This is a genomic window from Stenotrophomonas maltophilia, assembly GCF_047782825.1.
GTDB lineage: Bacteria > Pseudomonadota > Gammaproteobacteria > Xanthomonadales > Xanthomonadaceae > Stenotrophomonas.
Window position 1 is genome coordinate 1,231,067 of the sequence record NZ_CP180589.1, and the last position, 12,952, is coordinate 1,244,018.

11 protein-coding genes and 1 pseudogene are annotated in these 12,952 nt (G+C 66.2%); 8 read left to right on the forward strand and 4 right to left on the reverse strand.

Annotation, left to right across the window (positions count from 1 at the left end; genetic code table 11):
• Positions 1 to 5: 5 nt before the first annotated feature.
• Together ACM2ZB_RS05660 and ACM2ZB_RS05665 are read right to left on the reverse strand one after the other, a co-directional pair.
• Positions 6 to 500: a hypothetical protein gene (locus tag ACM2ZB_RS05660; RefSeq protein WP_416057795.1), complete on the reverse strand. Its 495-nt coding sequence runs from the start codon at positions 498 to 500 to the stop codon at positions 6 to 8.
• A gap of 91 nt (positions 501 to 591) precedes the next feature.
• A complete protein-coding gene (locus ACM2ZB_RS05665; protein ID WP_416057796.1) occupies positions 592 to 1,179 on the reverse strand; it encodes a TetR/AcrR family transcriptional regulator in 588 nt (195 codons plus the stop codon).
• Between the two features lie 214 nt (positions 1,180 to 1,393).
• Between ACM2ZB_RS05665 and ACM2ZB_RS05670 the strand changes: the two genes are divergently transcribed.
• Together ACM2ZB_RS05670 and ACM2ZB_RS05675 are read left to right on the forward strand one after the other, a co-directional pair.
• On the forward strand, positions 1,394 to 1,564 hold the full coding sequence (locus tag ACM2ZB_RS05670; protein ID WP_416057797.1) for a CsbD family protein: 171 nt from the start codon (positions 1,394 to 1,396) through the stop codon (positions 1,562 to 1,564).
• 116 nt (positions 1,565 to 1,680) lie between these two features.
• Positions 1,681 to 2,052, forward strand: coding sequence for a response regulator (locus ACM2ZB_RS05675; protein ID WP_416057798.1), 372 nt, complete (start codon positions 1,681 to 1,683; stop codon positions 2,050 to 2,052).
• Here the strand turns inward: ACM2ZB_RS05675 and ACM2ZB_RS05680 are convergent.
• Complete coding sequence (locus tag ACM2ZB_RS05680; RefSeq protein WP_416058625.1) at positions 2,009 to 4,891, reverse strand: PAS domain S-box protein; 2,883 nt, start codon at positions 4,889 to 4,891, stop codon at positions 2,009 to 2,011. The genes ACM2ZB_RS05675 and ACM2ZB_RS05680 overlap by 44 nt on opposite strands.
• Before the next feature lie 232 nt (positions 4,892 to 5,123).
• On the opposite strand from ACM2ZB_RS05680, the pseudogene ACM2ZB_RS05685 reads away from it, so the two are divergent.
• A pseudogene (locus ACM2ZB_RS05685) lies at positions 5,124 to 5,387 on the forward strand (BLUF domain-containing protein); the annotation flags it as partial.
• 182 nt (positions 5,388 to 5,569) lie between these two features.
• On the opposite strand, the gene ACM2ZB_RS05690 reads toward ACM2ZB_RS05685, so the two are convergent.
• Complete coding sequence (locus ACM2ZB_RS05690) at positions 5,570 to 6,520, reverse strand: AraC family transcriptional regulator (RefSeq protein WP_416057799.1); 951 nt, start codon at positions 6,518 to 6,520, stop codon at positions 5,570 to 5,572.
• Between the two features lie 99 nt (positions 6,521 to 6,619).
• On the opposite strand from ACM2ZB_RS05690, the gene ACM2ZB_RS05695 reads away from it, so the two are divergent.
• The 5 genes from ACM2ZB_RS05695 to ACM2ZB_RS05715 all read left to right on the forward strand — a co-directional run bounded on the left by ACM2ZB_RS05695 (position 6,620) and on the right by ACM2ZB_RS05715 (position 12,737).
• Positions 6,620 to 7,474, forward strand: coding sequence for an oxidoreductase (locus ACM2ZB_RS05695; RefSeq protein ID WP_416057800.1), 855 nt, complete (start codon positions 6,620 to 6,622; stop codon positions 7,472 to 7,474).
• A gap of 108 nt (positions 7,475 to 7,582) precedes the next feature.
• Complete coding sequence (locus ACM2ZB_RS05700; RefSeq protein ID WP_416057801.1) at positions 7,583 to 9,175, forward strand: diguanylate cyclase; 1,593 nt, start codon at positions 7,583 to 7,585, stop codon at positions 9,173 to 9,175.
• Positions 9,176 to 9,270: 95 nt separating this feature from the next.
• Positions 9,271 to 11,040 (forward strand): EAL domain-containing protein, encoded by a 1,770-nt coding sequence (locus tag ACM2ZB_RS05705; protein ID WP_416057802.1) that lies wholly within the window; start codon positions 9,271 to 9,273, stop codon positions 11,038 to 11,040.
• Between the two features lie 129 nt (positions 11,041 to 11,169).
• Entirely contained in the window at positions 11,170 to 11,613 is a 444-nt protein-coding gene (locus tag ACM2ZB_RS05710) for a chemotaxis protein CheW (RefSeq protein WP_416057803.1), read from the forward strand.
• A gap of 83 nt (positions 11,614 to 11,696) precedes the next feature.
• Positions 11,697 to 12,737 carry a hypothetical protein gene (locus ACM2ZB_RS05715; protein WP_416057804.1) on the forward strand — a complete coding sequence of 347 codons (1,041 nt, stop codon included), beginning with the start codon at positions 11,697 to 11,699 and terminating at the stop codon, positions 12,735 to 12,737.
• Positions 12,738 to 12,952: the final 215 nt, after the last annotated feature.

The window sequence follows — 12,952 nt, forward strand, 5'->3', positions numbered from 1 at the left end:
CGCGCTCAGCTGCGCGCAGCGCGCGTATGGATCCGCCAGCACTGCGCCGCGAACCCGACCAGGAACAGCACCGCGCAACACAGCAGCGCCTGCAGCACCACCGGTGCCAACGGCGCGGCCGCAATCGGGTGGCCCACCGGCAGGCGCGTCAGCGTTTCGTTCGTGCCCGGCACCAGCGACAGCAGGAAGCTGAAAGACAGCGCAAACGTGGACAGATACGGCCCCAGACGGCCAAGGAAGCGCAGCCGCGCCGCCAGCACGCCGCCGAAGGCGATCAGCAGCACGATCACACCGAAGGCGTGGCCCGGGTTGAGCCCGCCGGTGCTGGAGACGGTGAACGCGGTGGCCACCGACAGCAACAGGCCGACCAGGTAAAGCTTGCCCGAGCGCGTGGCCGGATCGATCGCGCGGTGGCGGATGAAGCCGTACAGCCCGGCCAGGACCGGAACCAGACTCACAGCGGTATGGATCGCGCCAAGGGTGGAAAGAGGGTGTGCCATGGAAGACTCCGCAAATTGAATGAACCTACTAGTAGGTAGGCATAAGAGACAAAAAGAAGGCCCGCGCTTCCGCAGGCCCACCACACAACATTCAGGCCGCCACGCTTACCCGCGCGATGGCCAGCCGCGCCAGCGCCGCGAACGTGGCCGCATCACCAAAACCACGCGCAGCCAGCATCGCGCCATGCACCGAAGACATGAAGGCGCGGGCTTCATCCGCTGCAGAACCCTGCAGGTGCAACTGTCCTTGCGCCGCGCCCTTTTCCAGGGTGAGGGTCAGCCAGCCGCTCAGATCCTCGAAGTGGCCGCGCACCTCGTCGGCAATCTCCTCTGGAATCATCGGCGCCTCGGCGGCCAGCATCGCGCAGATGCAGAACGATGACGTCCCGCCGGCAATGCAGCTGGACCAGTAGTCCACGTAGGCGTTGAGCTCCTGCAGCGGGTCGCCCAGCTGCCGGTCCAGCAGTGCCAGGCCCTCGCGCGCCTCGGCCCGGTACAGCACCACCACCGTGCGCACCAGATCGGCCTTGCTGGGGAAGTGATGGTGGATGCTGGCCTTGCTGATGTTCACCCGCGCCGACACGTCGGCATAGCTGAAACCGTTGTAGCCACCGGCTTCCAGCAGCGAACGGGCATGGGCCAGGATTTCCAGGGCTTTGGGCGACAATGAATCTTTCATGCTTCAAACCTACTAGTAGGTAGGCACCCTGTCAAGCCTGCGGGGCCTACTGCGGCGTGACCGGCAGTTCCGTGGCCCAGGCCGGTAGCGCCTGCCGCTGGCCGGAAAGCGCCGCAGGTGAAGATGGCCGTACCACTTTATTCACCAGCGCAACACCGGCGCCAACGCAGGATCAGATCGCCCATCCCCGGGCATTACAGAGAGGTGTTCTGCAATGGACAAGAATCGTACCGACGGTGCCAAGAACCAGGTCAAGGGCACGGTGAAGGAAGTGGTTGGCAAGGTCACCGGCAACAAGACCCAGGAACTTGAAGGCAAGGCACAGAAGGGCGTGGGCAAGGTGCAGAGCGCCGTGGGCAAGGCCAAGGACGACGCCCGCCACTGAACCGCATGACTGAACCGCAGGGAGCGCGCCGCACGCCCGGCGCGATGGTCCGATGCCCTCCTCCGGGGGCTTCGGCACCCGCTGCAGTCCCCACCCATGCAAACAGAATTCCCCCAGTGACCGTATCCAGTACACAGCGCATCCTCCTCGTCGAAGATGACACAGCCATCCGCGAGCTCACCCAGGACGTGCTATCGGAAAGTGGATACGAGATCACCGCCGTGGGCGATGCGGAGACCGCCGTCGACGCACTGGCCACCGCAGATTCGTTCGACCTGCTCATCTCAGACATCCGCCTGCCGGGAATGAACGGGTGCGAGCTTGCCCGTCACGCAATGACGCAGGATCCAGCACTTCGCGTCCTGCTGGTCACTGGCTATTCCGGACTGCGCGCGGGTGATCCGCAGTTCGTGCCGCGCGACATCCCACTGCTGCGCAAGCCGTTCACGCTGCAGGAGCTTCTGCAGTCGGTGCATTCGACGATCTGACGTCGCCCGCCAGCAGCCGCTCCACACGCCGCTCGAGTTCCACGGTTGAAAACGGCTTGGTCAGGATCTCCATTCCCGGTTCAAGGTGTTCGCCGCCTACCGCCGCGAACGCGGCGTAGCCGGTGATGAACAGGACGGGCAGCAGCGGACGCGTCTGTCGGCCTGCATCGGCAACCTGTCGCCCGTTCAGTGCACCTGTCAGGCCTACATCGGTCACCAGCAGATCGAAGGCCTGGCCTGTTGCCAGCAGAGCCAGCGCTTCACTCCCATTGGCCGCTTCGGTCACGCGGTGGCCTTGCGCGCACAGGACATCGCGCACCAGTGCACGGATGGATGCTTCATCCTCGACAAGCAGCACGGCGCGGCCCTGGATGGCCAGGGTGCCCGCAGCACCCGTCACCGCAGCGGCGGCGGCGACAGCCGGTGCGGCGCTGGTCTGCGGCAGGTACAGGCTGATCGTGGTTCCCTGGCCGGGTGCCGATTCAACGTCCACCTGTCCGCCCGATTGCCGGGTGAACCCGTAGATCATCGAAAGCCCCAGCCCAGTACCCTGGCCGATCGGCTTGGTGGTGAAGAACGGCTCAAACACCTTGTCCAGCACGTTGGCATCCATGCCCGTGCCGGTGTCGCGCACGGACAGGCGCACGTACGTCCCTGCGGGCAATCCAAGTTGCTCGCTGCGCGGCCCCACCACCGCCTCTGTGTCGGAGGAAATGACCAGCGTTCCGCCCTCCGGCATGGCATCACGGGCATTGATGCAGAGATTGAGCAGGGCATTCTCCAACTGCGGGGCATCCACCAGCACATCGTCGCCGCTGCCCTGCAACCGCGCTTCGATGCTGATCGACGGGCCGATGGAGCGGCTGAGGATATCCAGCATGCCGCTCACCAGCGACGAAACGTGCACGGACGAGGGCGCCAGCGTCTGCCGCCGCGAAAAAGCCAGCAGGCGCTGGGTCAGCGCTGCAGCCCGATCCGCGCCGCCGCGGGCCATCTCCAGGTAGCGCTCCAGACCGTCCGTGCGCCCCTGCCCCACCCGCAGCTCCAGCAGTTCCAGGCCCATCGAAACGGCAGTCAACATGTTGTTGAAGTCGTGCGCAATGCCGCCGGTCAACTGGCCCAGCGATTCCATCTTCTGCCCCTGCCGCAAGCGCTCCTCCATGGCCATCAACTCCGCCGTGCGCGCCTGTACCCGCTCTTCCAGTGTCAGGGTCAGCTGTTGCAGACGTTGCTGGGCAATGCGGCGGTCGGTGATGTCGGCCGCTGCCCCGAACCACTCGCTCACTTGCCCGTGCTCATCCTGCAGTGGCACCGCGCGCATCTGCAGCCATCGCTCCGCACCATCGGGCAGCAGGGTGCGGTGCTCGACCTCCAACGCCGTACCCGTCCCACGCGCTGCCTCGATGGCACCATCCACCGCCTCCCGGTCTTCAGGGTGGATCAGCTGCTCGCGCCAGCTGCCCGGACCATCGCGCGGATCTGCGGCCTGGTCTTGGCGGTAGATCAGTCGCATCTGCTGCCAGTCCGCAGAAATCGAGTACAGCGACTGCGTCGCGGCCGATACCAGCGCACCCAACCGCCGTTCGCTCTGCACCAATGCCTCTGATGCATGGCGTTCAGCGGTGCGGTCGCGGAACACCACCACGTAGCCCACGGCTTCGCCTTCATGGCCACGCAGTACCGTCATCGAGCCATGCGCCCAGAAACGGCCGCCGTCGCGCTGGCGCAACCAACGCTCACCGCTCAATCCGCCACTCAACAGCGCCTGGTCCATGTTGTAGCGGAAGCGGCCTGCCTGGCGGTCTTCGGCCAGGTAAAGCACCTCACCATGGCGGCCCAGCACCTCCGCCTCATGCCAGCCCAGAATCTTCTCCGCGCCGCGGTTCCACAGCGTTATCAGGCCATCGGTATCGAAGGCGATGATCGCGTAGTCGCGGGCACTGTCCATGATCTGCCGGTGGCGCGCCTCGGTCAGCGAAAGGTGCCGTTCCAGTGCCACCTGCGGTGTCAGGTCCAGCCCCTGTACAAAGATGCCGTTGACCCGCCCGGTGTCATCCTTGCACGGCTGGAACACCACATCGACGATACGCGGGCCGCTGCCGGCCTGCTCGATGCCGCTGTCATAGGCCACCTTGCGCCCGATATACGGCTCACCTGTGCGGTAGACCTCATCGAGCAGATGCAGATAGCCCTGGTCCAGCACTTCGGGCAGGGCTTCAACAATGGGTCGGCCGATCACCTCGCGGTGCCCGATCAGGCTGGCATAGCCAGGGTTGACCAGCTCGATGCGGTGCTCCGGCCCGGCCAGGAATGCCATGAACAGGGGGGATTTCTCGAACAGCGCGATCAGCCGCTCGTTCTCGCGCGCCAGCCGGTCCTGCGCCACCACCATGCCGGTCACTTCCTTGGTTACGCAGAAGGCACCGGCCACCTGTTCATCCTCGCCGTACAGCGGGGAAAACGAAAACGTCCACCAGGTATCCTCCGGCACGCCATAGCGACTCATCGCCACCGGCACATTTTCGAACCGCGAGCCCTGCCCGGCGAACGCCTGCTCGATCGGCTCGCGCACCGCTGGCCAAGCGTCGGCCCACAGGCTACGCAACGGCGCGCCCATCGCATGGTCCAGACGCGGCCCCAGGATCGGCGCATAGGCATCGTTGAACAGGAAGATCAGTTCTGGCCCCCACACCAGGTACATGCTCTCGGGCGAGTTGAGCATCAGCTCCACCGCACAGCGCAGCGACGCCGGCCACTTGGCGGGAGGGCCAAGCGGGGTTGAGGACCAGTCGTGGGAACGCACTCGCTCGGCCGCAGCACCTGCAGCGCGGGGAAACATGGGACAAAGGGGTTGCACTTCAATTCCTGGTGGAAAGCGGGAGTCGTAGCACCCAGGGGCATCCGGCCCGCTGCACAAAGTGAGACGGTCAGCGCCAATCTACGGCATATCGGCCGACGCCGCCGTCAAGACGCATCGCGGCATCGCAAGCCCATTCAGCACGTGAGCAAGGCCTCACGCCTCACTTCAGGTCGGTCCGTATAGTGACGCACGTCACAAACGAATCCCTTCCATGCTCCGTGCGTTTGCCTATTCCAGCCATATGTCGGCGGGCTTGCCCGACGAAAAGATCCGCGAAATTGTCTCCCAGTCGGCGTCCTTCAACCGTGTGGCAGGCGTCACCGGGGCATTGCTCATCAGTGGGCAGCAGGTCTTCCAGTATCTGGAGGGCCCAGCCGACGGCCTGGATACCGTCATCCGTCGCATCCACCAGAGCCGCTCGCACCACACGCTGCTGCAGCTGTTGGACACCACTGTCGAAACCCGCGCGGTGCCCTATTGGGCGATGACCCGGGTCGACACCGGGCAGACCGTGGTCTCGGGCCTGGTCAATGCCCAGTGGGACGAGCTCGGTTGCCGGGCCCGCTTGGCCAGCCCCGGCATGGAGCTGCTTGCCTCGCTGCTGCGCCCCCATTTTTCCGCGTTGGGCGGGGCAGCAGCCTGCCCGCCCCGCCGCGCTCAATGCGATGACACGTACACCGCATCCACCGGCGCCGGGGGCAACGCGAAGCTGCGCCGCATGCGCGCCACCTCCGCTGCCGGCGGCAGCCCGAACAGCCGCTTGAACTCGCGGTTGAACTGCGAGGGGCTGGCATAGCCCACCGCCAGCGATGCCGCTTCGGCCGTCATCGCCTGCCGCAGCATCAGCAGCCGCGCCTGGTGCAGCCGGGTGGACTTCACGTACTGCATGGGCGAGGTACCGGTAATGCTGCGGAAGTGATCGTGGAAGGTGGCCACGCTCATCTCCGCCTCGGCCGCCAGCGCATCCACATCCAGCGCCGTGGGGTACGCGGCGTGGATATGCCGCAGCACCTTGCCGATGCGCCCGAAGCGCCCGCGCATCGCCAGCGCCTCGCGCATGGCCGCGCCCTGCGCGCCGGTCAGCACACGGAAATACAGCTCGCGCACCAGCGCCGGACCCAGCACCGCCGCTTCCAGCGGATCGGACAGTGCTTCCAGCAGGCGCAGCACGGTGGCCTGCATCGCGCCCTGCATGGGGCTGGCCATCATGCTCTGCGCAGGGGCTTGGCCTGTGCCTGCATGCTCGCCCAGCTCAATCAGCAGATCGGCGGCCACCTGCAGATCCAGGTGCAGGTAGATCGCCAGCAGCGGCGCCTCCGCCGTGGCCTCGGTTTCCATGGTGAACGGCACCGGCACCGATACCGCCAGATAATGCTGCGCGTCGTACTGGAAGGTCTGCCCGCCCAGGTAACCGCGCTTCACGCCCTGGCAGACGATCACGATGCCCGGGTCGTACAGCACTGGCGTGCGCGCCAGCGGCCGGTTCGAACGCAGCAGGCGCACGCCCGGCAGCGCGGTCAGCGTATAGCCCTCTTCCACCGCCAGCGCCTGCAGCCGTTCCACCATGCGCGCCTGCGCCTGCGGCAGCGTTCTGTCATCAGTCAGCATCAGCGCCTCATAGGAATAGGCAAGAACGGGCGAAGCTTAGGCCTGGGCGGCCCTGTGCTCAAGCACTAACGTGCAAGCCCCTGTTACGAGCCCTGCCCCATGACCGCATCCCGCCTTTTCCTCATCACCGGTGTCAGCAGCGGCTTCGGCCGCGCCCTGGCCCAGCAGGCACTGCTGGCCGGCCACCGCGTGGTCGGCACCGTACGCAACGACGCCGCACGCAGCGAATTTGAAACCCTGGCGCCCGGCCGTGCCTTCGGCCGACTGCTGGACGTGACGCACGCCCACGCCATCGACGCACTGGTCAGCGCCATCGAAACCGATATCGGCGCGCTCGATGTGCTGGTCAACAACGCCGGCTACGGCCACGAAGGCATCCTGGAAGAATCCACGCTGGACGAACTGCGCCACCAGTTCGAGGTGAACGTGTTCGGCCCTGCCGCACTGATCAAGGCGGTGCTGCCGCACATGCGCGCACGCCGCCGTGGCCACATCCTCAACATCACCTCCATGGGCGGCTTCATCACAATGCCCGGCATCGCCTGGTACTGCGGCAGCAAGTTCGCGCTGGAAGGCATCAGCGAAGTGCTGGGCAAAGAGGTCGCGCCGTTCGGCATCCACGTTACGGCGGTCGCGCCCGGTTCCTTCCGCACCGACTGGGCCGGGCGCTCGATGGTGCGTGCAGCGCGCGCCATCAACGACTACGACGCCCTGTTCGATCCCATCCGCAGCGCGCGCCAGGCCAAGAGCGGCCACCAGCTGGGCGACCCGGTGAAGGCCGCGCAGGCCATGCTGCAGGTGATCGACAGCCCCACCCCGCCCAGCCAGTTGCTGCTGGGCAGTGATGCCCTGCAACGGGTGCGCACCAAGCTGGATGCCATGGCCCAGCGCATCGACCAGTGGCAGGCACTCAGCCAGTCCACCGACAGCGCCGCCACCGGCAGCCGGGTCTGATGCCCCCACAGCGTGACACCGCGTGTGATGCGGATGAAGACCGTGCGCACAGTCAGCATGCACCCCCGGCAGTAACCTGAGCGCCTACCAGCTGCCAGGGGGCGCGTGGTGAAAGGACCGATTCGGCAGGTGAACCTGCAGCGCCTGATCCTGGCGCTGGCAGCGTTGTCCGCACTGGTGATGCTGGGCAACGCGCTGTGGGCCAGCCACCAGGTGCAACGCCAGCAACTGATCGACAAGAGCCTGGAGGCCAACCGGGTGTACGCGCACTCGCTGGCGCAGACCACCCAGCACTTCGTGCTGAACGCCCAGCAGCAGCTGGCGGTCGGGGCCGAGCGCCTCAGCCGGCAGTTGGGCGACCCCAGCGCGCACGATGAGCAGGTGGATCGCATCAAACAGCAGACCGATGCCTTCAACAGCGTGATTTCGGTGAATGCACAGGGCGTGGTCGCTGGCGCCTCGCCCGCCCTGCCGGAACTGCAGGGCAAGGCCTTGACCAGTGCGGCCAACCGGCAAGCCCTGCAGCAGCGCGTGCCGATGGTGAGCGATCCGTTCATCGCCCACACCGGCAACCTGGTCGTCACCCTGTCCCACCCGGTGTTCGATGCCAACGGCGACTATGCCGGCTACATCACCGCCTCGATCCACCTGCGCGACCCCAACGTGCTGCATTCCCTGCTCGGCACGCATCCCTACGAAGACGGTTCATATCTGTACGTGGTCGCCCGCGACGGCACCCTGCTCTACCACCCCGAACCCGACCGCGTTGGTCAGCCCGCCACCCGCAACGCCGCCGTGGATGCGATCAGCCAGGGCCGCGCCGGGGCACTGCATTCGCACAACCGCCACGGCGTGCACATGCTGGCCGGCTTCGCGCCGGTACCCGCCGCCGGCTGGGGCATCGTCGCCCAGCGCCCCATCGATGCCGCCGTGGCCCCGCTGGGCAGCCTGATGGCCACCGTGCTGCGCAACGCCGCACCGCTGGGCGTGCTGTCGCTGCTGCTGATCTGGCTGTGCTCGCGGCGCATCGCCACGCCGCTGTGGCTGCTGGCCGAACACACGCAGGACCGCGATCTGGGCACGGCCATCACCCAGGTCAAGGCGGTGAACGCGTGGTACTACGAAGCCGCGCACCTGAAGCAGGCCGTGCTGGTCAGCTTCCGCAACCTGAGCGAGCGTATCGGCATCCTCGACCAGGCCACGCTGACCGATCCGCTCACCCGCCTGCTCAACCGGCGCGGGCTGGAACGCGCGCTCAGCGCACTCACCGCCTCGGGCGTGCCGTTCGGTGTGATCACCCTGGATGTGGACCACTTCAAGGATGTGAACGACCAGCACGGCCACGACGTGGGCGACCAGGTCATTGCCGGCATCGCCCAGTGCATGCGCAGCAACGCACGGCCGCAGGATGTGCTGTGCCGCCTGGGTGGCGAGGAATTCCTCGCCCTGCTGCCCGAAGTGAGCGCCGAAACCGCGCTGCAGGTGGCCGAGCGCCTGCGCAGCGTGGTCGAAGCCCATCCCTTCCCCACGGTCGGGCACGTCAGCATTTCCGCCGGCGTCAGCCACTTTCCCGAAACCCAGGCCGACCCGGATCTGGCCATCCGCCAGGCCGACAAGGCGCTGTACCGCGCCAAGCATGGCGGGCGCAACAAAGCCGTGCTCTACCGCAGGCGCAGCCATCGGCCATCCCCACCGTCTTGACGCGGTACTTGCCGCATCTACACAGCCACGCCGCCCTGCACCTGCAACCCTGTCATCGCCACCCGTATCCGCCGCGGTTCAACCGGACACAACGCATGGCCCCTACCCGTACCGAAGAACGCATGTCGACGCTGGGCAGCCTGGACGTCCTTGATGACGTAGCCGGGGCATCCCTGGATCGCCTGACCGATCTGGCGGCACGCACCTTCCACGCCCCGGTGGCGTTCGTCTCGCTCATCGAAGTGGACCGCCAGCGGCTGATTTCCCGCAAGGGCCTGGCCATGGGCGATTCGCACATCCGCGATTCCATCTGCGCCCATACCATCGGTGCGGCCGCCGGGCTGGTGGTCAACGACCTCACCGTGGACCCGCGCTTTTCCAGCCTGCCGCTGGTGGCCGGGCCGCCGCACCTGCGCTTCTATGCCGGCACGCCGCTCATCGCCGGCAATGGCGTGCCCATCGGCGCGCTGTGCGTGATGGACAGCGTGCCCCGGCAGTTTTCCGCCGATGATCGCCGCCAGCTGCAGACGCTGGGCATGGCGGTGATGAACGAACTGGAGCTGCGCACGCTCAGCGGCCGCCGCGATCCGGTCAGCGGCCTGCCCAACCGGCACCAGTTTTCCATCGACTACGCCGCGCGTTCGGCGCGCAGCCCCGGGCTGCACTGCCACGCCGTGCTGATCGACGTGCTGGACCTGCCGCGCGCCAACGAGGCCGGCCAGGTGCTGGGCATGGCGCCACTGGAATCGCTCATCCGCCGCGCCGGCGTGCGCATCAACCTGGCCCTGGAAGGCGTGGCCGAGGTCTACCACGTGGGCACCACCCGCTTCGCCTTCATGGTGGACCTGCCCGACCGCGAGGCCATCGACCGCCTGCTGGACCTGCTGCGCGATGACCTGACCCGCCCGCTCATGGCCGCCGCCGTGCCGCTGTCGCCGCAGTTCCATGCCGGCATCTGCGAAGCCACGCTGGGCCGCGACAGCGCCGATGATGTGCTGCGCAAGCTGATGATCGGCGTGCACTCGGCCATTACCGGGCGCGTGCACGCCTGCTGGTATTCGGCCACGCGCGATGAAGGCCTGCGCCGCAGCTACCAGCTGGCCACCGATGCCCTGAAGGGCCTGCAGCAGGACCAGTTCCACCTGGTCTACCAGCCGCGTTTCCGCGCCCACGATCTGTGCCCGGTTTCAGCCGAAGCGCTGCTGCGGTGGAACCACCCACAGCTGGGGCCAGTCAGCCCGGCCGAGTTCATTCCCGTGTTCGAGCGCACCGCGCTGATGGACAACGTGACCGCTTGGGTGGTGGACCACGCCCTGGCCCAGCTGGCGCAGTGGCGGCAGCAGGGCCTGTCACTCACCCTGTCCATCAATCTGTCCGCCCGCGATGTCGCCCGCCGCGGCATGGCCGATGCACTCATCGCCGGCCTGCGCAGCAAGGGCCTGGACTGCACCGATCTGGAAATCGAGATTACCGAGGGCGAATGGCTGCGGGCCGATTCCCTGCCCGGCGAACAGCTGCAGCAGCTGGCCGCGGCCGGCATCCGCGTGGCCGTGGATGATTTCGGCAGCGGCTACAGCAACTTCGGCTACCTGACCGAGCTGCCCATCCACACCATCAAGATGGACAAATCCATGATTGATGGCCTGCCCAGCGACCACCGCGCGCAATTGAAGGTGCAGGCAGTGATTGGCCTGGCCCACGGGCTGGGCTACAGCACCGTGGGCGAAGGCGCGGAAACCGACGAACAGGTGGCCCTGCTGCAGGCCCTGGGCTGCGATGAGATCCAGGGGTTTGCCCTGTCCCTGCCGGTCAGCGCCGCCGAACTGGCGCAGCGCCTGCAGGCGGCCCCCTGCGCCCAGGGCTGAGGCCCGGCCGGCCACGCCCAGCACAGGCTGAATGGGCGGCGCGACGTTCATCATTTGCGCACACACGTGGTCACACGCACACGGCACTATGGCGGACGCAACCGCAACGCCCCTTCCACTGGATGTCCCTTGCAACCGCATTCCCCTACAGCCGGTCAACCGGCCAACACGTCACGCCCGGTATTCGAAGTTGTTGTCCTGCGGGCGGGTGAGCACCTGTTCTGCATCGACGTTGAAGCCGCCGTTGAAATACGCGGACCGGAGACCTTCGACCGCGCCGGCGGCGATGCCCGCCGCACCCTGACCGTACGCGGCCAGGCCTTGCGCGTGGTCGACCTGCGGCGGCTGAGCGGGCTGTCCGCCTTCGCCTACCGCTGCCCGGCCATGCTGCTGGTGCAGGCCGGGGCGGATGTGATCGCCCTGGCGGTGGACGAAGTGGGCGAGATTGAAAGCGTGCCGCCGCAGCCCAGCGCCGATACCGCGCCTGCGTTCGCGTTCTGCAGCGGGCACATCGTACTGGGCGCCAAGGGCAGTCTTCCGTTGATCGACCCGATGGTATTGCTCAACGCATAGCCCAGAACGTGCGCCCTGAGTAGAGCCGAGCCCATGCTCGGCTGCTTTTCGCAAAGGCCAATACCCAAGGATGCATGCACCAAATGACTGAGCACCTGCAGCTGGTAGAACCCCTGATCAACGAAACCTGGGTTGTTGACGGCAAAGCACTACACACCCGACCAGACGATGTCAGCGCGCTCTACATCGCGCCGCTCGTTCACCAGCGCGGCGCAACGTGGCCCAACGTGAAGATTCTTCACTCGGTGCTTCTGGACAACAACGTCCTGATTGATCTGCTGCAGGATCGACAGCCGAGTGACAACCAGTACGTACTGGAACTCTTTAGAACCACCCCTCTTGAGTTCAACCCCGTAATGGCATTGATAGAGAAGCGGCAGGGCTTTGCCGGTGCCAGCGAATCCGTCCATCAGCTTGCCGATCTGCTGGCGAAAAACTATGGCAGCGAAGCCGCGAAAATAAATGCCGTCGAGTTCGACAGGATCCTGGAACGGGGCAAGGAAGACATCTCCGCCAACCTGGACCTGCTTTCCGGCTACATTCCAGCCATCATCTACCTGTACCACCTTCCGGGAAGTGCCGAATCCAAGATCGAGTGGTTGGCGGGCATCATCAGCGCAAACGACCTGCCCTACATGCAGATTCCGTTCTATCTCGCCGCGCTTCTGTTCCTGGTCAAGGAAAAACCCGATCTTTTCCCCCGAAAGGTGGTGGCCAAGGTCACCAGGGATACCAAGTTGCAGCCCAGCATGGAGCTGCAGAAGAAGGCCGCCTTGAATCTGGCTTACGACGTCATGCTTCCCGCAACCGCGCTTTTCACGGCAGGCTTATCCGAAACCGTGGTGGTGCCCTACATTGCCACGCGCGACTATCTGCTCCAGGAACTGCTCAATCAAATTACCTGTGGCGCCATCGTGGCACTGCCGGATGGGCGCGCTAATGGCGCATGGCAACTCAAGCCGTCAGGCCATCTCCACGCCCATCTCGCGCAGGCCATTACGGCCCATATGCCACGGCGCGTCGGCCCGGGCTCGGAAAGTGAGATGGCCGTGCGGCGCGCACGCATGCGTGCAGTTGGCGACAGCTACCTTGCCAAGTGCCTCGACCTGAAGGCCCGCGCGTAGCACCACAGCCGAGCGTGGGCTCGGCTCTACAACGCAGCCATCACCGTCACGATACGGGCGGTGCGTCCAGAACAATCCGCGGCAACCGCGCCAGCGCCCGCGCGCCGTAGTAGTGCCAGCCCATGGCTGGCAACTCCCAATGCAGCCGAGCATGGGCTCGGCTCTACAGCGCTTCCATCAGCACGCCGGTTGCGATCTACACAGCCTCCAGAATG